Genomic DNA, 20,733 nt, shown 5'->3' with positions numbered 1-20,733 from the left:
TCCATGACCGTGAACAAGTTCAACCTTCCCGACGTCGGCGAGGGCCTCACCGAAGCCGAAATCGTGTCCTGGAAGGTCAAGGCTGGCGACACCGTGGCCGTCAATGACGTGCTGTGCGAGATCGAGACCGCCAAGTCCCTCGTCGAGCTGCCGTCCCCGTACGCCGGAACGGTCGCCGAACTGCTGGTCGCCGAGGGTGTCACGGTGGACGTCGGCACGCCGATCATCAGTGTTTCCGACGACGCCGGTGCACCCGCCGCGCCGGCGCCCGCCGTCCAGCCCGCCGCTTCCGCCGCGCCGGCGCCCGCCGCGCCCGCCGTCGAACCTGCGCCGATGTACGGAAAGCTGGAGGCTGACACCTCCGACGCCGGTGCCCCGCCTGCCGGCGGTCCGCTGGTCGGGTCCGGACCCAAGGCCGACGCCGTCAAGCGGCGCCGCAGGATCTCCGCCGCAGCCCCAGCTCCGGCAGCCCCAGCGCCGGCCGCCGTCGAGCCCCACGCTGTCGACGCCGTCGAGGCACACGACATCCGCATCAGCCCGGAAGCATTCGCCCCGGCAGGCGCCCCGGCAGCCGTCCCGTCAGACGCCGTTGACCCGCGACCGACGCTGGGCGGCGCCATCACCGGACTCGTGAGCCGCGTCCTGGCCAAGCCCCCGGTCCGCAAGATCGCCCGGGACCTCGGCATCGATCTGGCCGACGTGGTGCCCACCGGCGCCCGCGGCGAGGTCACGCGGGAGGACCTGGTGAGCTACCAGGCGCAGCGCGACGCCGAACTGGACCAGGCGGATTCGTTCTGGGGCAAGACCGGCCGCCCCCAGGAGCAGCGGATCGAGCGAATCCCGGTCAAGGGCGTCCGCAAGGCCACCGCCCGGGCCATGGTGGAGTCGGCGTTCGCCGCCCCGCACGTGAGCATCTTTGTTGACGTCGACGCGAGCCGCACCATGGAGTTCGTTAAGCGGCTCAAGGCCTCCCGCGATTTCGAGGGCATCAAGGTCTCGCCCCTGCTGATCCTTGCGAAGGCTGTTATCTGGGCGGCGGCGCGCAACCCGAGCGTCAACGCGAGCTGGGTGGATGCCGCGGACGGCAGCGACTCGGCCGAGATCCACGTCAAGCACTTTATGAACCTCGGCATCGCCGCCGCGACGCCGCGCGGCCTGATGGTGCCGAACATCAAGAACGCGCAGGATCTCTCGCTAAAGGAACTCGCACTGGCCCTCAACCAGCTGGCCACCACGGCGCGGGCCGGGAAGACCCAGCCTGCGCAGATGAAGGGCGGCACACTCACGGTCACCAACATTGGGGCCCTGGGCATTGACACCGGCACGCCGATCATCAACCCCGGCGAGGTAGCCATCGTGGCGTTCGGGACCATCAAGCAGAAGCCCTGGGTGCTGGATGGCGAGGTGATCCCGCGCTGGATCACCACCCTTGGCGGCTCGTTCGACCACCGCGTGGTGGACGGGGACCTCTCGGCCCGCTTTATGGCCGACGTCGCCTCCATCCTGGAAGAACCAGCACTGCTGCTCGACTGACGCCGGCGCTCTTAGCCGGAATACGCCGCGAGCAGGGTGGCCATGCCGGGGCTGCCGCCCAGCCCGGCAGCCACGATGGCCGCGACGAACACCAGGCCGGCCAGGCCGAAGCTGACTGCCGTCACTCCGGTGAGGAACTTCCAGTCCTCGCGCAGGATGCTCCGGACCGTGTCCGGCATCCGCAGGGTGGGGGAGATCAGGTTGGGGGCGCTGTCGACGGATCCGTCGTCGAGGTAGGCCACCACACGGCCGGCGGCGCGGTCCACCCGCATGGTGCTGATGTGGTTTCCGTGCCGGGCCAGCAAAATGTCGTGCCCGACCAGCTGGCGGCGTTGAAGGATTGGCAAGGGCTCTCCCGGGATTAGGGCGGATAGGACTGTCCGCGCCATCGGGGGCACTCCCCATTTTACCGCCGCGCCGTGGCCCGGACGGGCCCAAAACCGGTGAGGCTGCCCACCCCGGGGCGTGACGGGAGTCAAATCGGGGCAACCCTGTCCCGAACCGGCAGGGCGGCACTAGAGTTGCACCAGCCGCCGCCGAGCCGGCGAACGCCGATCAAAGGAGATGTTGCGTGTTCTCGAGCCCGTTCCCCGCCGTTGAGATTCCCAATGTCAGCCTCTACGACTACCTCTTCGGCGGTCTGGCGGAGGAGGACCTGGACCGCGTCGCCGTCGTGGACGGAGCCAGCGGTGCGGAAACAAGCTACCGTGTCCTCCGGGACCGGGTGGACGCGCTGGCCGGAGCCGTGGCCGCCCAGGGGCTTGGCATCAACGGCGTGGCCGCTGTTCTTTGCCCGAACATTCCGGCCTTCACCGTGGTCTTCCACGGCCTCCTCCGGTCCGGAGCCACCGTCACCACGGTCAACTCGCTGTACACCGCCGATGAGATCGAAAAACAGCTCACCGACGCCGGAGCCAGCTGGCTGTTCACCATCTCGGCCCTGCTGCCCGCCGCCAGCGAGGCCGCCGGCCGGGTCGGCATCCCCGCCAGCCGCCTGGTGGTGCTCGACGGCGCCGAGGGCCACCCGTCGCTTGCGGACTTGCTGGCCAGCGGCGCGCCCGCGCCGGACATCAACTTCGATCCGGCCACCCACATCGCCGTCCTGCCCTACTCCTCCGGAACCACCGGCCGGCCCAAGGGTGTCATGCTGAGCCACCGGAACCTTATGGCCAATGTGGAGCAATCCCGCGGGCTGCTCCGGGTCAGTCCGGATGACCGCCTCCTGGCCCTGCTGCCGTTCTTCCACATCTACGGGCTCACGGTGCTCCTGAACCTGGCCCTGAGGGAACGCGCCCGGCTGGTCACCATGCCCAAGTTTGATCTGGCGGAGTTCCTCCGGATAGTCCAGGACCACCGGTGCAGCTACCTCTTTATTGCCCCGCCGGTGGCGGTCGCGTTGTCCAAGCACCCTTTAGTGGCCGATTACGACCTCAGCTCGGTCCACACCACGCTCTCCGGCGCCGCGCCGCTGGACGGCGAACTGGGGACGCGGCTGGCTGAACGGCTCGGCTGCCGGGTGCTCCAGGGCTACGGGATGACCGAGATGAGTCCCGTTTCGCACCTCATTCCGGTCGATGCCACGGACGTGCCCGTCAGTTCCGTGGGGTACACGGTGCCCAACATGGAGTGCCGGCTCATCGACCCGGCCACCGGCGGCGAGATCGAGGTACCGGCCGAGGGGACAAGCGACCCCGGCCACTTGCTGTGCCGCGGGCCCAACATAATGCTGGGCTACCTGAACAGGCCCGAGGAAACGGCAGACACCCTCGATTCCGACGGCTACCTGCACACCGGCGACATCGCCACTGTCCGGGCAGACGGGGTGGTGACGATCGTGGACCGGCTCAAAGAGCTCATCAAATACAAGGGCTACCAAATCGCCCCCGCCGAACTTGAGGCCCTCCTGCTCACGCACCCGGGCATTGCCGACGCGGCGGTGATCGGAACCCTCGACGCCGACGGCCAGGAAGTGCCGATGGCCTTTGTGGTGCGCCAGCCTTCGCCCGACGGCGAGCACCTGGACGAGGCGGCAGTGGAGGAATTCGTGGCTGCAAGGGTGGCGCCGTTCAAAAAGATCCGGCGTGTCGAGTTCATCGATGCCGTGCCCAAGTCGGCCTCCGGGAAGATCCTGCGCCGGATGCTTAAAACGGCAGAGCCGGCGCCGCAGCCCTAGGGCCGCGGCGCCGGCTCTCCGGCCGGTCCCTTCCTAGTCGGAAGTGTCGGTCTTGGCGATGTAGACGTCGCAGGGGGCGTTGTGGGCCACGCTGTTCGCAACGCTGCCCAGGACTCGGCCCAGGCCGCGCATCCGGCGGTTACCGACCACGATCATCCGGGCGCCGGCACGCTCGGCCTCCTGGATCAGGGCTTCCGCCGGCTTGCCGCGGGCGGCGGTGTAGGTGACCTTGATGTCGTCTGACCGCAGCGTTGCGGCGACGCCCTTGGCGACCTTTTCCGCCTCGTCGGCGTCAGAGACAATAAAACGGTCGCTGCCGCTGCCGAACACCTCGGTCCGGTCACTGTCGAAGGCGCTGACCACATGCAGGGTGGCGCCCAGCGACACCGCCAGGTCACGGGCCGAGTGGGCTGCCTTGAGGGCAGTTTCACTGCCATCGACGCCGACAACGATGATTCCGGTCATTAAGGGTCTCCTCTGGTCAAGCACGGTTCAGGGCACAACAATGATTCAGGCTACAACGCCTCGATGGCTTCCCGCAGCACCGGCGCCAGGCGGCGGACGCCTTCCTCGATGGCATCCGGCGGCACCGCACTGAAGGCGAGCCGGAGTTTGTTGGACGGCTCGTCCGAGTGCGCGAAAGCTGCCCCGGGGATGAAGACGACGCCGGCGTCGATGGCCTTCTGCAGGAGCGGATAGGTGTCGACCCCCTCCGGCAGCGTGACCCACACGAAGAAGCCACCCTCCGGCCGGGTCCAGCTAAGGCCCTCGGGCATGTGCTTCGCCAGGGCCGCCAGCATGGCCTCGCACCGCTCCTGGTACAGGCCGCGGTAGGTGGCGATCTGGCCGCGCCAGTCGTAGTCGCGCAGGTAGGCGGAGACGAGCATCTGGTTCAGCGTGGGCGGGCAGAGGGTGACGGCCTCGGAGGCGAGGTAGTAGCGGCGCTGCAGGTGCGCCGGAACCAGGGCCCAACCGATCCGGAGGCCCGGGGCGAAGATCTTTGAGAACGAACCCATGTAGATGACGTCGTCGGGGTTCTCGGCCCGCAGGGGCGTCAGCGGCTGCCCGTCGAAGCGCAGCAGGCCGTACGGGTTGTCCTCGAGCACCAGGATATTCGCATTGCGGCATATGTCGACCACCTGCTGGCGGCGCTCGGCCGAGAGGGTGATCCCGGACGGGTTGTTGAAGCTCGGGATGGTGTAGAGGAATTTGATGTTTTTGCCGGCCGTCTGCAGGGCCGCGATCTTGGCCTCGAGCAGCTCCGGAATAATTCCGTCGCCGTCCATCGGCACCGTGCCCACCTCCACCTGGTAGGCCTCGAAGGTGTTCAGCGCGCCCACATAGGTGGGATCCTCGACCAGGACGACGTCGCCCGGGTTGCAGAAGACCTTCGTGGCCACGTCCTGCGCGGACTGCGAACCGGCAGTGATGATGACGTTCTCGGGCTTGGCGTCCAGGATCCCCTCGGCCGCCATCACCTCGCAGATCTGGGTGCGGAGCTCCTCCGTACCCTGACCGCCGCCGTACTGCAGTGCCGTCATGCCCTGCTCGGCGATGATCCTCGCCGCGGACTGGCCAAGCCGCTCCAAGGGGAGTGACTGGAGGTAGGGACTGCCGCCGGCGAGGGACACGAGGCCCGGGCGCAGGGAGATGTCGAAGACGTCCCGGACGGCCGACTGCTTGATATTTGCTGCGCGCTCCGAGAAGAGACTCTCGTGGCGGTGGGCGGACGTAGCCGCACGTTCGATTGCGTCAATTGCCTCGGCCGGAAGGAACTCTGCGGCGGCATCAAGTGTTTCGTGGGTCACAATTCCAAGGATACAGGCCCGCGTTGTCACAGGGAAAACTTTTGTTCACAAAATCTGGCCACGGCGGCCCCGCCGGGCCCTGACGCAGGACGCCCCCGGCAGCGAAGGCTGCCGGGGGCGTCCTGAGGGGTTGCTGCTGCTAGGCCGCTTCGGTGCTGCGCGCGTCCGCAAGGGCATCGAAAACGCCCTTGATCTGCTCGACAACCTCGGCGTCGTCCTTCGGGTGGACCTCGGCGAAGCGGACCATCGAGCCGGGAACGGCGAGCTTGACGTCCTCGAGGACGCGGGCGCCGGCGATGCCGACGGCCTTGCGGGCCTCATCCTGGGCCCAGACGCCGCCGTACTGCCCGAAGGCGGTGCCCACGACGGCGGTGGGCTTGCCACTCAGGGCGCCGGCGCCGAAGGGGCGGGAGAGCCAGTCGATGGCGTTCTTCAGCGGCGCGGGGACGGTGCCGTTGTATTCCGGGGTGACCAGAAGCAGGGCGTCAGCCTCGTGGGCCGCGGCACGCAGCGCCGCGGCAGCGGCCGGGACCTGGCCCTCGACGTCGATGTCCTCGTTGTAGAACGGGATGTTGCCGAGGCTCTCGTGGATAACAACCTCCACCTGCTCGGGGGCGTTGAGCTGGATCGCTTCGGCGAGCTGGGCGTTGGTGGAGCCGGCGCGCAGGCTGCCGACCAGGGTGAGGACGGTGTTGGTGGTCATGGGGACTCCTTGTATCGGGCCGCGCAGGTTCGGCGGCTTGATGGTCGCGGAGGCTTTTGGGGCCTTCACCCATGCTAAACGGACTGCGGTCCGGTTAATATTCCCCGGGGCTAGAATTGGCCCTGTGAGCCTCATCCCGATCCGCCCCGGCATCCCCGCGGCCCGCCCCGGCAACGGCGGCGCCGCCGAGTCCGAACGCCGGGACGCTGCCCGCAACCGCGAGTTGCTGCTCCGGGCCGCCCGGGAGCTCATAGAGGAACACGGCGCGGACGGCCTCACCATGGCCTCCCTGGCCGGACGCGCCGGGGTGGGCAAGGGGACCGTCTTCCGGCGGTTCGGCAGCCGGGCAGGGCTCATGATGACGCTGCTCAGCGACGCGGAGGCGCAGTTCCAGAGCCGGTTCATGTTCGGGCCGCCGCCGCTGGGGCCGGGCGCGCCGGCGCTGGAGCGGCTCGTTGCCTCCGGGGCCGAGCGCGTGGGCTGGGTGCTGGAGTTCGGCGAACTGGCCCGCGCCGCCGATGTCTCTGCCTACAACCGGTTTGATGTTCCGGCCGCGGTGCTCTGGCGCCGGCACCTGGAGATGCTGCTGCGCGGCGCGGGAGTGACGGCGGACCCCTGGCTGATGGCCGGGGCCCTCAGCGTGACCCTCGAACCCGAGCGAATCCTGCACTCGGTCCGGGTGCACGGGGTGGCCCCGGACCGGCTGGTTGAGTCCTGGCGGGAGCTGGTCTCCCGGGTGGTCAGCGGCGCGTAGGCTAACCGATCTTCGCGGGCACTGCCAAGTCAAATCAATCCAAGTGAGTTATTCATAACGATCTGGTAGTGGGCATACCGTTTCGCCCTCTTTGGCGCGCCTCCACGCAATTCCTATGTGGTAGTTTCCTCTGGAATGTGACCCGCAACATAGCCCCACCGGGCTGGCCGGAAGGCGTGCGGGCGGCCAGGCACCCGCTGGCCAAGATCCTGGATCGGCAGCGGACACCCCCTGCCGCATGGGGGGACAACGGAAGGATCCATGCTGTGAATCTTGTAATGACACCGGCTCCCGGCCAGGCAGGTCCAGCCCTTCCGGCGGCGCCCGGCACCATGCAGGCACCGGCGATCCTGAACTAGTCCCATGCTCCGATACCTAGCCAAGCGTGCCGTCACGTACGCGTTCATGATCTTCTTGACCACCAGCGCCGGGTACTTCCTGGCGGTCACCAGCCTCAAGCCGGCGCTGCTGGAGCAGGAAAAAATCCCGCGTCCGACGCCGGAACAGGTTGCCAACTCCTTCCGGCTCAAGGGCCTGGACCCGGCGCAGAGCCCCTGGGAGCGGTACGTTGACTGGCTCACCGGCATCGTCACGCGCTGGGACTGGGGACGCAGCCCCAACGGCGCCTTTGTGAATGCCGAGTTCGGCGACCGGGTCTGGATCTCCACCCGGCTGTTCCTCGCCTCGATCGTCCTGACCCTGATCATCGGCGTCGCCCTGGGCGTCTACACCGCGGCCCGCCAGTACAAGTTCTCCGACCGGGCCATCACCTCCTACAGCTACCTCGTTTACATCGTGCCCGCGCCGATCGCGTACTTCCTGGTCCAGCTCGGCGCCATCAACATCAACGAGACCGTCGGCGAACGCATCTTCTTCGTCACCGGCATCTCGACGCCCGGGATGGACGGTGACGGCTGGGCGCAATTCATCGACATGCTCGCCCACTACGCCGTGCCGACCTTCGCCATCACAATCGTGGGCTGGGGCGCGTACCAGATCGCGCAGCGGCAGTACCTGCTGGATAACGTCAACGCCGACTTCGTCCGCACCGCCCGCGCCAAGGGCCTGACCCGGAACCAGGCCATCACCCGGCACGCGCTCCGCGTGTCCTTTATCCCGGTGGCGCAGAGCATCGCCTTCACCATCCCGGCCATCTTCGCCGGCGGCTTCTTCGCCGAGAAGATCTTCGCCTGGCACGGCGTCGGCTCCTGGAGCATCGATGCGATCTCCCTACAGGATGTCAACGCCGCGACGGCCACCCTGGCGTACGGCTCCGTGATCTTCGCGATCGGCGCCATCCTCGCCGACTTCGCCACCACCCTTGTCGACCCGAGAGTGCGGGTGCAGTAGCCATGACAAACCTGAACGCCATCGATCCGGCCGCCGTCGCCGAAGAAGCAAAGATCGAGAAAAACGACGTCGTGATCGCGAAGTCGACGATCATCGTGCGGCGCTTCCTCCGGAACAAAACGGCCGTCACCGGCCTGGTGATCTTCCTGCTGCTGACCGTGCTGTCCCTGATCGGCGGACTCTTCTCGAGCTGGGACAAGGAGACCATCGACCCGTTCGCCATCGGCATGGGCCCCTCCCCGGACCACCTCCTGGGCACCTCGCAGGCCGGCATCGACCTCTACGCGCTGACGGTGGAAGGCACCCGGGTCTCGATCCTGATCGGCCTCGTCGTCGGCCTGGTCTCGGTGCTGATCGCCGCGGTCTACGGCTGCACCATGGCCTACTTCGGCGGCAAGGTGGACAAGGTCATGCTGTTCATCCTCGAAGCCCTCATCATGATGCCGGCCCTCCTGGTGGTGGCCGTGGCCACCAGCGGCGGCGGCAACGGGCTGCAGCAGAACCTGCCCAGCTGGCTGCTGCTGATCATCGTCCTGCTGATCTTCAACTGGATGGGCACCGCCCGCCTGATCCGCTCGCTTTCCATGTCCCTGATGCAGCGCGACTTCGTCAAAGCCGCCCAGTACATGGGCATACCGCCGCGGCGCATCGTCTGGCGGCACCTGGTGCCGAACATCGGCTCGCTGCTGGTCCTGGACATCACCCGCGGAGTGACCGGTGCGATCCTCGCCGAGGTGGCCTTCTCCTTCATCGGCATCGGCATCAAGGTTCCGGACGTCAGCCTGGGCGTGCTGATCGGCCAGGCCACGTCCCAGGTCTCCACGTTCCCGTGGATGTTCTGGGTGCCGCTGACCGTCATGTTCCTGCTGACCGGTTCCCTCGCCATGATGAACGACGGCCTGCGGGACGCGTTCGACCCCAGCTCCAGTTCGATCGGCAGCGCCAAGAAGAAGAATGCCGCCCGGAAGAGCACCGACAGCGTAAAGAAGATGACCTCATGAGCTCCGACACCACCGCCACCGACCTGAGCACCGCGGAGCGGCTGCACGTTGCCGGACTGCACGCCCCGGCGGGCGCCGTGCTCTCCGTCCGCGACCTCAACGTCCGGTTCAATACCGAGAACGGCGTGGTCCACGCCGTCCGGGGCATTGACTTCGACCTGATGCCGGGCAAGACCCTGGGTATCGTGGGCGAATCCGGCTCGGGCAAGTCCGTCACCTCCATGGCCATCATGGGCCTCCTGCCGGAGACCGCGCAGGTCACCGGCTCCGTCCGGCTCAAAGGCACCGAACTGCTGGGCCTCAGCGACAAGGCCATGTGCCGGTTCCGCGGCAACGACATCGCCATGGTCTTCCAGGACCCGCTGTCCTCGCTGACCCCGGTCTACACCGTGGGCAACCAGATCATCGAGGCCCTCACGGTGCACAACCCCACCATGAGCAAGCAGGCGAAGGAGGCGCGCGCCGTCGAACTCCTGGCCATGGTGGGGATCCCCAGCCCCAAGGACCGGCTCAAGGCGTTCCCGCACGAATTCTCCGGCGGCATGCGCCAGCGCGTGATGATCGCCATCGCGATCGCCAACAACCCCCGCGTGCTCATCGCCGATGAGCCGACGACGGCGCTGGACGTCACCATCCAGGCGCAGGTCCTGGAGGTGCTGCACACGGCGCAGGAGGAGACCGGCGCCGCCGTCGTAATGATCACGCACGACCTCGGCGTGGTGGCCGGCATGGCGGACGACATCATGGTGATGTACGCCGGGAAACCGGTGGAGACCGGCAGCGTCGACGACATCTATTACAACGCCAGGATGCCCTACACCATGGGCCTCCTGGGCGCCGTGCCCCGGGTGGACGTGGCCGAGAAGTCCTCGCTGGTGCCCATCGAGGGCATCCCGCCGAACCTCATCCACGCGCCGACCGGCTGCTCCTTCGCCCCTCGCTGCCCGCTGGCCAGCGAAGCCTGCCTGGAAGGCGAACCCGAGCTCTGGCCCGTCAGCGGCACCGGCGGCGGAACCCTGGATCACAAGGCCGCGTGCATCAAGACCGGGTCGCTCGACGGGGACGTGGATGTCCACGAGATCTTCCACGCCCCCGAGGTGCCGGTGTCCCGGTTCGACGCCGTCCCGCGCGCCGAACGCAAGGCTGTCCTGGAGCTCAAGGACGTCAAAAAGCACTTCCCGCTGATGAAGGGCGCGCTGCTCAAGCGCCGCATCGGCACGGTCAAGGCAGTCGACGGGCTGAGTTTCGACATCCGGGAAGGCGAGTGCTTCTCCATCGTCGGCGAGTCCGGCTGCGGCAAGACCACCACACTGCTGGAAATCATGGAATTCCACCGCGACCAGGACGGCGAGGTGACCATCGGCGGGCTCAGCAACAAAGCCGCCTCCGACGCCCGGACCAAGGCCGCCATGCGCAAGGAACTCCAGATGGTGTTCCAGGACCCCACCGGTGCCCTGGACCCGCGCTTCACCGTCTACGAGGTGCTGGCCGAACCGCTCGAGAACTCCGGGATGGCCAAGCCGGCCGTCCGGAAACGGATCATGGAGCTGATGGAGCTCGTGGGCCTGCAGCCGGACCACGTCAACCGCTTCCCGAACCAGTTCTCCGGCGGACAGCGCCAGCGCATCGGCATTGCCCGGGCCCTGGCCGTCAACCCGAAACTGGTGGTCCTCGACGAGCCGGTGTCCGCGCTGGACGTCTCGGTCCAGGCCGGCGTCATCAACCTGTTGGACAAGCTCCGTGCCGAACTCGGCCTGAGCTACCTCATGGTGGCCCACGACCTCTCGGTGGTACGCCACATCTCCAACCGCGTGGCCGTGATGTACCTGGGCAAAATCGTGGAGATCGGGGACGTGGACAGTGTCTTCGACAACCCGCGCCACCCCTACACCCGCGCCCTCCTCTCCGCGATCCCGGTCCCGGACCCTCAGCTGGAGCGCACCCGCGAACGCATCATCCTGGAGGGCGACCTGCCCTCGCCGCTGGATGCCCCCAAGGGCTGCAACTTCGCCACCCGCTGCCCCGTCTTTGCCGCACTTCCCGCCGCCAAGCAGGAAAAGTGCCTCACCCTGGAGCCGCCGCTGGAAACGGCAACGGCCTCCGCTTCCCGGCCCGACGTTCCGCCGTCGGCCCCCACAGACCAGCAATTCGCCTGTTTCTATCCGGACGGCGAACTGGACGCGGACATGTTGGTTGTCCACGAGTCCCTCTGACGCACCAAACCGCACCTGCATCACTACTCGCACCAAAAATGAAGGGGATCATTATGAAGAATCTGACCAAGATCGGCGGGGTGGCTGCCGTAGTGGCAGCCCTCGCGCTGACCGGCTGCGGCGGAGGCGGCGCGACCACGACCGCTGAAAGCGCCAAGGCACAGGATGCCTCCGGCGACATCAGCAAGCTCATCAGCGTCAACGCCAAAAAGGCCGACGAACTGAAGCAGGGCGGCACCGTGACGCTGCCGGTCGGTAACATCGGCCCGGACTTCAACGGCTTCTCCAACGCGGGCAACTCGGCGGACAACACCGAGCTGCACTACCCGATCGATGAGGCCGGCTACGTTGGCTGCTGGAAGCTCGACTTCGACGGCACCGCCAACCTGAACAAGAACTTCTGCGAGGACTTCAAGAGCGAAGTCAAGGATGGCAAGCAGACCATCACCATCAAGATCAACCCGAAGGCGATGTACAACGATGGCACCCCCATCAACGCCGCGACCTTCGTGAACACCTGGAAGATGCTCAACGGCAAGAACAAGGACATCGACATCGTCTCGTCCGGCGCCTACGAGTTCATCGACTCCGTCAAGGCCGGCAGCAGCGACAAGGAAGTCGTTGTCACCACCACCCAGCCGGTCTACCCGCTGAGTGACATCTTCGGCGGTTTCATCCCGCAGACCGTCAACACCCCGGAAATCTTCAACACCGGCTTCTCCGGCCAGCTGCACCCCGAGTGGATGGCAGGCCCGTTCAAGGTGGACAAGTTCGACTCCGCCGCCAAGACCGTCACCATGGTCCCGAACGACAAGTGGTGGGGCGAAAAGCCGGTCCTCGACAAGGTGGTCTTCCGCCAGCTTGAGGCCAGCGCCGAGATCGCCGCCTTCAAGAACGGCGAAATCGATATGGCCGACGGCCGTACCCTCACCAAGTACAAGCAGCTTGAGGGCTCCAAAAACTCCGAGGTCCGCCGCGGCCAGCGTCTCTTCGCCGGCGGCCTGAACCTCAACGCCCTGAAGGCTCCACTGACCGACGTCGCCGTCCGCAAGGCGATCTTCACCGCAGTGGACCGTCCGGCCATCCGCGCCGTGCGCTTCGGCGGCCTGAACTGGCAAGAAGAGAGCTCGGGATCGATGATGCTGATGCCGTTCTCCAAGTACTACCAGGACAACTACCCGGTCAAGGATGTCGGCGCGGACGCTGCCAAGAAGGTCCTGACGGACGCCGGTTACGCCCCCAACGCCAAGGGCGTCATGGAAAAGGGCGGCAAGGCCGTCTCCTTCAAAATCACCAACTTCGGTGACGATCCCACCTCCCTGGCTACCGTGCAGACCCTGCAGAAGCAGCTCCAGGCTGCCGGCATGGAGGTCGGCATCGACCAGCGCGGCGACGCCGACTTCGGCAAGGTCGTGGGCAGCCGCGACTTCCAGCTGACCATCAGCGGCTACACCGTCGGTTCCGACGCCACCTCCGGCGTCAAGCAGTTCTACGATTCCAAGACCAACGAAAACCAGCTCGGCGACGCCGAACTGGACAAGGCCATCAAGGACCTCGCCTCCATCCAGGACGATGCCCAGCGCAACAAGGCSGCCATGGASGTYGAGAAGAAGCACATGGAGAAGTACTACTCCATGGGCGTCATCATGAACGGCCCGCAGATCTACTTCGCCCGCACCGGCCTTGCCAACTACGGCGCGTCGCTGTTCCAGACCCCGGACTGGAGCGTCGTCGGCTGGCAGAAGTAAGCCCCAGCCTGGTTCGGCCCTAGCGGCCGCCGGTCGAGGCCGGCACCCCCTGGATCCTGTCCGGGAGGTGCCGGCCTCCGCCGTTAAGCCGGGGGGCCTTGGTTACGCCGCCGGCGACTCCGCGGCCGCCGGCGCCGGGGGTAGCGTGGGTGCCATGACTTCCGCTTCCGCCACCCCCGGCACCGCCCCGATCCGCACCGCCATCGCCGGCTTCGGCCTGTCCGGCAGCGTGTTCCACGCGCCCTTCGTTGCTGCCAACCCCGCCTACTCCCTGGACGTGATTTCCACGTCCGACGCCGGCAGGAAGGCCGCGGCGGCCGCGGCGTACCCGGCCGCCGGGATCGTTGACACCCCGGCCGGAATCCTGGAGCGCGCCGACGGGCTGGACCTGCTGGTGCTGGGCACCCCGCCGGCCACGCACTACCCGCTGGCCAAGGCCGCGCTCGAGGCGGGCCTCGACGTCGTCGTTGATAAGCCGTTCGCGGTCCGCAGCGCCGAGGGCCGGGAGCTCATGGAGCTCGCCGCGCAGCGCGGCAGGGTGCTCACGGTCTTCCAGAACAGGCGCTGGGACGGGGACTTCCTGACGGTCAAGGCCCTGCTGGACAGTGGCGCCCTGGGCCAGGTGGCGCGGTTCGAATCACGCTTTGAACGCTGGGCGCCGGACGTGACGAAGGCCTGGAAGGCCGCGGCCACCGCCAACGACGGGGGCGGGGTGCTGTTTGATCTGGGCACCCACCTGATGGACCAGGCGCTGCAGCTGTTCGGCCCCGCCACAGTGACCCACGCGGAGCTGGCTGCCCGCCGGCCGGGGGAGCGGGCCGACGACGACGTGTTCATCGCCCTGCGGCACCACAGCGGGGTGGTGAGCCATCTGTGGATGAACCTGATGTGCGCCCAGCAGGGTCCGCGGTACCGGCTGCTGGGCGCGGACGGCGGCTTCACCAAGCACGGCATCGACCCGCAGGAGCCGTACATCCTGGCCGGCGGCAGCCCGCTCGATCCCGGCTACGGGGTGGAGGACAGCGCCTGGGCGGGGCTGCTGGGCCGTGACGGCCACCTGGACCGGCTGCCCACCGAACGGGGCGCGTACCCGGAGTTCTACCGGATCCTGGCGGAGAAGATCAACGACGGCGGGGCAAGCTCTCCGCTGCCGCTCCCGGTGGATCCCGCGGGGCCGGTGGAGGTCCTCCGGCTGATCGAGCAGGCACGGGAACTGGCGACGCAGAGGGCTTAACGTTGAACGGCAGCCATCCAGAAAGCGTGCGTCAAAGCGACGAAGTGGGCCCACGCCGTTCGGGTTCCCTGGCCGAGCTTGCGAGGCGAGGGGAGCGGCGGGGAGCAGCACGCGTTGGATGACTGCCGTTCAAACGGCTGACTGATCCTTATGCGGAAACCAGGGCGTGCCAGTCGGCGACGAGGGGCAGGTTGTGCGCCTCGGAGACGGAGCGGTGCGCCACCTGGCCGGCGGCGATGTTCAGGCCCGCGGCCAGGGCGGCGTCGCGTTCGAACGCGGCCTTGACGCCCAGGTTGGCCAGCGCCACCGCGTAGCGCAGGGTCACGTTGGTCAGGGCGTACGTGGAGGTGTTCGGGACGGCACCCGGCATGTTGGCCACGCAGTAGAAGATCGTGTTGTGGACCTTGTACGTCGGTTCCTGGTGCGTGGTGGGGTGGGTGTCCTCGAAGCAGCCACCCTGGTCCACGGCGATGTCGACCAGCACGGAGCCCGGCTTCATGCGGGACACGAGCTCGTTGGTGACCAGCTTCGGTGCCTTGGCGCCCGGGATCAGCACGGAGCCGATGACGAGGTCGGCGTCCACGACCGACTTTTCGATCTCGTAGGCGTTGGAGGCCACGGTCTTCAGGCGGCCCTGGTACTGGGCGTCGAGTTCGCGGAGGCGGTTGATGTTGATGTCCAGGATGGTGACGTCGGCACCGAGGCCCAGGGCCATGGCGGCGGCGTTGGTGCCGGCCACACCGGCGCCCAGCACAACCACCTTGGCCGGACGGACGCCCGGGACGCCGCCCAGCAGCACACCCTTGCCGCCGGCGGGAGCCATCAGCGAGGTGGCGCCGACCTGGACGGAGAGGCGGCCGGCCACCTCGGACATCGGGGCCAGCAGCGGCAGCGCACGGCCTTCCTGGACGGTCTCGTAGGCGATGGCGGTGACGCCGGAATTGATGAGTTCCTGCGTCAGTTCCGGCTCGGCGGCCAGGTGCAGGTAGGTGAAGAGGATCAGGCCCTTGCGGAAGCGGTGGTACTCGGCCTTCACCGGCTCCTTGACCTTCATGACCATGTCCGCGCGGGACCACACGTCATCCGCCTCGGCGACGATCTCGGCACCTGCGATGGCGTATTCCTCGTCGGTGATGCCGGAGCCCAGGCCTGCGCCGCGCTCCACCAGGACAGTGTGGCCGTGGTGGCGGAATTCGTGCACGCCGGCAGCGGTGATGGCGACGCGGAATTCGTTGTTCTTGATCTCTTTAGGGACACCGATGATCATTTTTGAGCTCCAGGGATGGCGGCCGTTTCGGGCCTGGTGTGCGGGGGAAGTCGTGATTCCAGAATAGATCCGGCTGTGAGGCAGGCGACAGGACCCGAGAGGCCGCCGCCGGCCCAGCCCCCGTGTTTCCGGGGTGCAGCGAAATCATGGTTCGACATTTGTCGAGCACCGGAGCGTCAGGTGTCGCCTGCTGTCCGTCGGGGTTCCGGTCGCGGCCGCGCCCCGCGGGGCAGTAGTGTGGCAGCATGCAGCAGCAGGACGTGGAGCAGCTCGTCGAGCGCGTGGCCCTCAGGCTGGGCCGCGGGCTCTCTCTCGAAGACCTCGACGGCGTCCTCCTTGCCTACAGCTCCAACCAGTCCCACGCCGACCGGGTCCGGGTGAACTTCCTGCTCAGCAAGCGCGTGGCCGCCGACGTCAGCGCCTGGCAGCTCTCCCACGGGATCGCGACGGCGGTGCGGCCGGTGGTGGTCCCCGCCAACGCCGAGCTGGGAATGCTCGGCCGCGTCTGCGTCCCGCTGCTGGTCCGCGGCTTCCGGGTGGGGTACCTCTGGGTCCAGCTCGACGCCGAAGAACCCACCGCCGGCTCCGTGCTCGCCCGCCTCCCCGAGGCCGCGCAGGAGCTCGAACAGCTCTCGGCCCTGCTGCTGGACTCCAACACCGCCGAATCCGAATTCCGCCGCCGGCGCGAACAGGAGTTCCTGGCTGCCTGCCGGGGCGAGGCCAACGCCGTCGCAGCCGTCGGGGGCTGGAAGGAAGTGCAGGGCCGCGGGCCGTGGCAGCTGGTCACCGTCCTGGATGCCGATGGCTGGGCCGAGGGGTCGGACCCGATCGCGGCGACCCTGATCCACCGGTCCTCCGCCCTGCAGGCCACCATCGGCGTGGACGCCGCGTTGTTCAGCGCCGGCACAGAGACGCACGCCGTGGTGCTGTTCAAGGAATCCACGGGCCGGGCCGACCACGCCCAGGTGCTGGTCCACTACCAGCTGGAACTGACCAAACGGGCAGGCCGCCCCGTCCGCCGGATCATTCTCGGCACCTCGGAGGGCTTCTCCCGGCCCCGGGAACTGGCCGAAGCGTACCGGCAGTCCCGGCAGGCCGCGCAGGCCGCGGCCGTGGACCCGCAGCTGGGCGAACTGGTGGACTGCCGGGCCACGGGTCCCTACCAGCTGCTGGCCTCCGCCGGTGGGGGCGCCGGCGCGTGGGCGGATGCGGGATCGGTGTATTTCCGGATGCTGGAGGACCATGACCGGAACGGGGAGCTACTGCCGGTGCTGGAGCTGTTCTATGACAACGACGGGTCGGTCCAGGAGGTGGCGGCCAAACTGCACCTGCACCGGAGCAGTATCTACAACCGGCTGGCCAGGATCCGCCAGCTGCTCGGTGTCGACCCGCTCAAGGGAATGGTGCGGCTGGAACTGCACGCGGCGCTGAAGGCGCGGCGCTGGGCGGCCCGGCCGAGGATCTAGTTCGGCCGGGGACCCGGTCCGGTGGGGCTACTGCTGTTCGTCGCGGAGTGCGCGGTCGGGTGCGCGGTCCGGCTCCCGGCCCGGTTCGAGGCCACGGTCCCCGCCAGGGTTTCCCGCCGCGTCCCGCTTGCGCCGGGAGAGCCGGCTCTCGGTCCACAGGGCGACGGCCACGAACGCCACGCAGGAGGACATAAAGGCTGCGGTGTTGTTCAGCCCCATGACGGTTCCGAGGATGCCGGTGAGCACCATGGCGGCGATGCCGGCCAGGATGTGCCACCCTCTGAACTTATCCACAATTCAAGCGTAACCCCGGCCTCCGCCGCGTTTCCGCGCCCGGCCGGGATCGTTGTTTGATCCTTATCACGCCGCCGCTAGGCATCGGCGGTGGCGCCGTCTCTGCCGTCGGCGGGCTCGCCGCCGCCGGACGCCGGCGCTGCGTTCGCAGCTGCATTCTCCGCGGCGGTTTTCTTCTTCTGGGTCTCGAGCCACGCCATGATGTCGGCCAGCCGGATGCGCCGGTGCGTGCCGCGGTACTCCACCGGGATCTCGCCCCGGTCGGTCATGTTGCGCAGGTAGGTGTGCGAGATCCCGGCCAACTCGGCGGCCTTGGAGGTGGTCAGCATCTCCTCAACGCTGCTGACGGTGACCGACTCACCCCGGCTGAAGCGGCCCAGCAGGTCAACGACGGCGTCCCGCGCGGCCGGCGGCAGGCGGTGGACGGTGCCATCGACGAACACTGTGACGTCGTTGCTGCCGCTGAGCGCGTACTGGAGCTTGTGTGCGTCGTCAGCCGGCAGGCCGGCCGTCACCCGGGGAGCAATCAGTGTCATGGACTGCATCCTAGCGCCCCGGGTCGCGGCAACGGCTCCGGTTACAGGCCCAGTTCCTCCAGGACGGGCAGCTTGGCCCGCACCCAGGAGCGGGCGTCCGCGGCGCTGGGCGCGGAGAGGGCCAGTTTGGCCAGCTCCTGCGCCTCGGCGAGGCTGACCGTCTTGAGTACGGCGGCGACGGCGGCGATGGACCGCGCGGTCATGGACAGGGTGGTGACCCCCAGCCCGGTCAGTACGACGGCGAGGGCGGGGTCCGCCGCAGCCTCGCCGCACACGCCGACCGGCTTGCTGTGGCCTTCCGCTGCGGAGCCTTCGACCGTGAGGCCCACCAGGCGCAGCACGGCAGGCTGCCACGGGGTGTTCAGCCCGGCGAGCGGGCCGAGCTGCCGGTCCGCGGCCATGGCGTACTGGGTGAGGTCGTTGGTGCCCAGGCTCGCGAAACCGACTTCCCGCAGGATGGCCTCCGCGGTGAGGGCTGCGGAGGGCACTTCCACCATCACGCCGGGGGTCTGAATCCCGGCGTCGGCGCACATCGCCGCGAAGCGTGCGGCTTCCTCCGCGGTGGAAATCATCGGGGCCATCACCCAGACGTCCGCGTCGGACTCCTGCTGGGCGCGGGCGATGGCCTGCAGCTGGCGCTCCAGGACACCGGGGGTGGTGAAATCGGTCCGGTAGCCGCGGACGCCCAGGGCAGGGTTGGGCTCGGTGGCGTCGGTGAGGAACGGGAGGGGCTTGTCCGCGCCGGCGTCGAGGGTGCGGAGCACCACCTTCTTGCCGGGGAAGGCGTCGAAGACACCCTTGTAGGCTGCGGCCTGTTCCTCGACGGAGGGTTCGGTGTCCCGTTCGAGGAAGCAGAATTCGGTCCGGAACAGCCCCACACCCTGGGCGTTGAGCCCGGCCGCAGCCACGGCATCCTTGGCGCCGCCGACGTTGGCCAGCAGCGGCACAAGGTGGCCGTCCGCCGTCGTGCCGGTGCCGTCAAATTCCTCCAGCAGGGAGGCGGTGGCGGCCCACTGTTCGGCCGCGGCGCGCTGGGAGTCGTCCGGCTCCGCCGTGACGGTCCCGGCAGCGCCGTCGACGTAGACCTCCGTGCCGTCCGGAACGGTGTCCACGCCGGCCGCGGCGACGACGGCGGGCAGGCCCAGCGAGCGGGCGATGATGGCGGTGTGGGACTGCGGGCCGCCGCCGGCGGTGAGCAGGGCCAATACCTTCGCGGGGTCGAGCGTTGCCGTGTCCGCCGGGGCGAGGTCCTCGGCAATGAGGATGAAGGGGGTGGGCGAGGACGGGATGCCCGGGGCCGGCACGCCGCGCAGTGCTGCGACGATCCGTGCCCGCACGTCCAGGACGTCGGTGGCCCGTTCGGCCATGTACCCGCCGAGGTTGTGCAGCATTTCCGAGACGGAGGCGCCGGCCTCCCAGATGGCGCGCTGGTTGGAGGTGCCGCGGCCGATGAGTTTGGCGGCGGATTTCAGGAGCATGGTGTCCGTGGCCATCAGTGCCGTGGCCTCCAGCACCGCCTTGCCGTCCCCGCTGACCGTCTCGGACCGGGCCTTGAGCTCGTCGTGCACAGCTTTCGCCGCGGCTTTCAGTGCCGCCGTCGCGTCCTCCGCCGAGACGCCCTCAGGGAGCTGTTCGCCGGCCGGCGGTTCGCTGACCGGTTTCGGCATCTGGCGGATGGTGCCGATGATCCGGCCGGGGCTGACGCCTACTCCTTGGAAGTTCTGCACTGAAAGTCCTCATTCTCTGCCGTGAGCCAGTAAGTCAGTCCAGGTGCCGCCACTGAACCGCTAGATCCTAGATTTCCTGCGGCTGGCCACTACGTCAACCGGCWAATTGCGGTACCTGAAAAAAGTGTATGTGATGCACTTCATATAGCGTTGCTATAGGTGCTAGGGTAGCGGTTATGAGTATCGATGGCCAGCTACCGCCCAAAACCCGGCTGCTGCGTGCAGCTGCCGGATTGCTGGCCAAGTCCGGGGGAGCGGCGGTCTCCACCCGCCAGATCACGCAGCTGGCCGGGGTCACCGCACCCACGCTCTATCACCACTTCGGCGACAAAGAGGGACTGTTCGACGCCGTCGTCGCCGCCGGTTTTGAGGAATATGTTGCCGGCGAACGCGATTTTGCCCCGTCCGGCCAGCCGCTCGTGGACATCCGCCGGATGTGGGACCAGCACGTCCAGTTCGGGCTCAAGCAGCCGGAACTGTACCTCGTGATGTTCGGCAATATCCGTCCTGAAAGCCGCCCCGCCGTCGTCGCCGACGCCGAGGCGCTGATGGAGGAGATGCTGAACAAGGCCGCCGTCGCCGGTCAGCTCAACGTCCCGCCCCGGGAGGCCGCCCGCAGCATCCTGGCAGCCAACGTCGGCGTGACGCTCATGCTGATCACGGAAAAGGCGCCGGACCGGAACCTCGAACTCTCCAGCATGACCCGCGATGCGATGATCTTCGCCGTTTCCACGGAGGAGGCGCGCGCCGCCGGTCCCGAAGACCCCGGCAAGTCCCCGGTGGTGGTGGCGGCCATCGCCCTGAACGCGGCGCTGCAGGCCTCGCACTCGGACCAGCTCTCCAGCTCCGAACTCAAGCTCTTTCTCGAATGGCTCCACCGGATCTCCACCAGCGCCACCAGCTAGCTCGTCGAAAAAATATCGGAC

General features: G+C 67.9%; 18 protein-coding genes. 10 read left to right on the top strand and 8 right to left on the bottom strand.

Annotation, left to right across the window (positions count from 1 at the left end; genetic code table 11):
- Positions 1-3 precede the first annotated feature (3 nt).
- Complete coding sequence (locus AC1DBE_RS13145) at positions 4-1,533, top strand: dihydrolipoamide acetyltransferase family protein (protein ID WP_476970808.1); 1,530 nt, start codon at positions 4-6, stop codon at positions 1,531-1,533.
- An 11-nt stretch (positions 1,534-1,544) separates the two neighbouring features.
- Here the strand turns inward: AC1DBE_RS13145 and AC1DBE_RS13140 are convergent, their stop codons facing one another.
- Positions 1,545-1,880, bottom strand: a complete 336-nt coding sequence (locus tag AC1DBE_RS13140) for a hypothetical protein (protein ID WP_476879406.1) — start codon at positions 1,878-1,880, stop codon at positions 1,545-1,547.
- 224 nt (positions 1,881-2,104) lie between these two features.
- Between AC1DBE_RS13140 and AC1DBE_RS13135 the strand changes: the two genes are divergently transcribed.
- A complete protein-coding gene (locus AC1DBE_RS13135; RefSeq protein WP_476879407.1) occupies positions 2,105-3,706 on the top strand; it encodes an AMP-binding protein in 1,602 nt (533 codons plus the stop codon).
- A 33-nt stretch (positions 3,707-3,739) separates the two neighbouring features.
- On the opposite strand, the gene AC1DBE_RS13130 is transcribed toward AC1DBE_RS13135, so the two are convergent.
- The 3 genes from AC1DBE_RS13130 to AC1DBE_RS13120 all read right to left on the bottom strand — a co-directional run bounded on the left by AC1DBE_RS13130 (position 3,740) and on the right by AC1DBE_RS13120 (position 6,217).
- Positions 3,740-4,171 (bottom strand): universal stress protein, encoded by a 432-nt coding sequence (locus AC1DBE_RS13130; RefSeq protein WP_476879408.1) that lies wholly within the window; start codon positions 4,169-4,171, stop codon positions 3,740-3,742.
- A gap of 50 nt (positions 4,172-4,221) precedes the next feature.
- Entirely contained in the window at positions 4,222-5,514 is a 1,293-nt protein-coding gene (locus tag AC1DBE_RS13125; protein WP_476970807.1) for an aminotransferase-like domain-containing protein, read from the bottom strand.
- 139 nt (positions 5,515-5,653) lie between these two features.
- Positions 5,654-6,217, bottom strand: a complete 564-nt coding sequence (locus AC1DBE_RS13120) for an NAD(P)H-dependent oxidoreductase (RefSeq protein ID WP_476879410.1) — start codon at positions 6,215-6,217, stop codon at positions 5,654-5,656.
- Between the two features lie 124 nt (positions 6,218-6,341).
- On the opposite strand from AC1DBE_RS13120, the gene AC1DBE_RS13115 reads away from it, so the two are divergent.
- From AC1DBE_RS13115 to AC1DBE_RS13090, 6 genes are all read left to right on the top strand, one after another.
- The gene (locus AC1DBE_RS13115; RefSeq protein ID WP_476903748.1) at positions 6,342-6,971 is read left to right on the top strand and encodes a TetR/AcrR family transcriptional regulator; all 630 of its coding nucleotides are present in this window, start codon (positions 6,342-6,344) and stop codon (positions 6,969-6,971) included.
- A gap of 363 nt (positions 6,972-7,334) precedes the next feature.
- The gene (locus AC1DBE_RS13110) at positions 7,335-8,321 is read left to right on the top strand and encodes an ABC transporter permease (RefSeq protein WP_476879412.1); all 987 of its coding nucleotides are present in this window, start codon (positions 7,335-7,337) and stop codon (positions 8,319-8,321) included.
- Positions 8,322-8,323: 2 nt separating this feature from the next.
- The gene (locus tag AC1DBE_RS13105; RefSeq protein ID WP_476970806.1) at positions 8,324-9,322 is read left to right on the top strand and encodes an ABC transporter permease; all 999 of its coding nucleotides are present in this window, start codon (positions 8,324-8,326) and stop codon (positions 9,320-9,322) included.
- The gene (locus tag AC1DBE_RS13100; RefSeq protein ID WP_476970805.1) at positions 9,319-11,535 is read left to right on the top strand and encodes an ABC transporter ATP-binding protein; all 2,217 of its coding nucleotides are present in this window, start codon (positions 9,319-9,321) and stop codon (positions 11,533-11,535) included. Before AC1DBE_RS13105 ends, AC1DBE_RS13100 begins: the two co-directional genes overlap by 4 nt.
- A 53-nt stretch (positions 11,536-11,588) precedes the next feature.
- Positions 11,589-13,283 (top strand): ABC transporter family substrate-binding protein, encoded by a 1,695-nt coding sequence (locus AC1DBE_RS13095; RefSeq protein WP_476970804.1) that lies wholly within the window; start codon positions 11,589-11,591, stop codon positions 13,281-13,283.
- Positions 13,284-13,437: 154 nt separating this feature from the next.
- Positions 13,438-14,517: a Gfo/Idh/MocA family protein gene (locus AC1DBE_RS13090; RefSeq protein ID WP_476970803.1), complete on the top strand. Its 1,080-nt coding sequence runs from the start codon at positions 13,438-13,440 to the stop codon at positions 14,515-14,517.
- 148 nt (positions 14,518-14,665) lie between these two features.
- On the opposite strand, the gene ald is transcribed toward AC1DBE_RS13090, so the two are convergent.
- Positions 14,666-15,784, bottom strand: a complete 1,119-nt coding sequence (ald, locus tag AC1DBE_RS13085; protein WP_476879756.1) for an alanine dehydrogenase — start codon at positions 15,782-15,784, stop codon at positions 14,666-14,668.
- 245 nt (positions 15,785-16,029) lie between these two features.
- Here ald and AC1DBE_RS13080 point away from each other — a divergent pair, with 245 nt between their 5' ends.
- Complete coding sequence (locus AC1DBE_RS13080; RefSeq protein ID WP_476970802.1) at positions 16,030-17,250, top strand: PucR family transcriptional regulator; 1,221 nt, start codon at positions 16,030-16,032, stop codon at positions 17,248-17,250.
- Positions 17,251-17,277: 27 nt separating this feature from the next.
- On the opposite strand, the gene AC1DBE_RS13075 is transcribed toward AC1DBE_RS13080, so the two are convergent.
- The 3 genes from AC1DBE_RS13075 to ptsP form a co-directional block, all read right to left on the bottom strand.
- Positions 17,278-17,544 carry a hypothetical protein gene (locus AC1DBE_RS13075; RefSeq protein ID WP_476879754.1) on the bottom strand — a complete coding sequence of 89 codons (267 nt, stop codon included), beginning with the start codon at positions 17,542-17,544 and terminating at the stop codon, positions 17,278-17,280.
- A gap of 77 nt (positions 17,545-17,621) precedes the next feature.
- Complete coding sequence (locus AC1DBE_RS13070) at positions 17,622-18,080, bottom strand: helix-turn-helix domain-containing protein (protein ID WP_476879753.1); 459 nt, start codon at positions 18,078-18,080, stop codon at positions 17,622-17,624.
- 41 nt (positions 18,081-18,121) lie between these two features.
- Complete coding sequence (gene ptsP, locus AC1DBE_RS13065; protein WP_476970801.1) at positions 18,122-19,807, bottom strand: phosphoenolpyruvate--protein phosphotransferase; 1,686 nt, start codon at positions 19,805-19,807, stop codon at positions 18,122-18,124.
- Between the two features lie 176 nt (positions 19,808-19,983).
- Between ptsP and AC1DBE_RS13060 the strand changes: the two genes are divergently transcribed.
- Positions 19,984-20,712: a TetR/AcrR family transcriptional regulator gene (locus tag AC1DBE_RS13060; protein ID WP_476903751.1), complete on the top strand. Its 729-nt coding sequence runs from the start codon at positions 19,984-19,986 to the stop codon at positions 20,710-20,712.
- The last annotated feature ends 21 nt before the right edge of the window (positions 20,713-20,733 follow it).

Source organism: Arthrobacter sp. 10T416 (assembly GCF_056394165.1).
The sequence above is the reverse complement of the archived record's forward strand: the minus strand, read 5'-3'. Positions and strand labels throughout refer to the sequence as shown.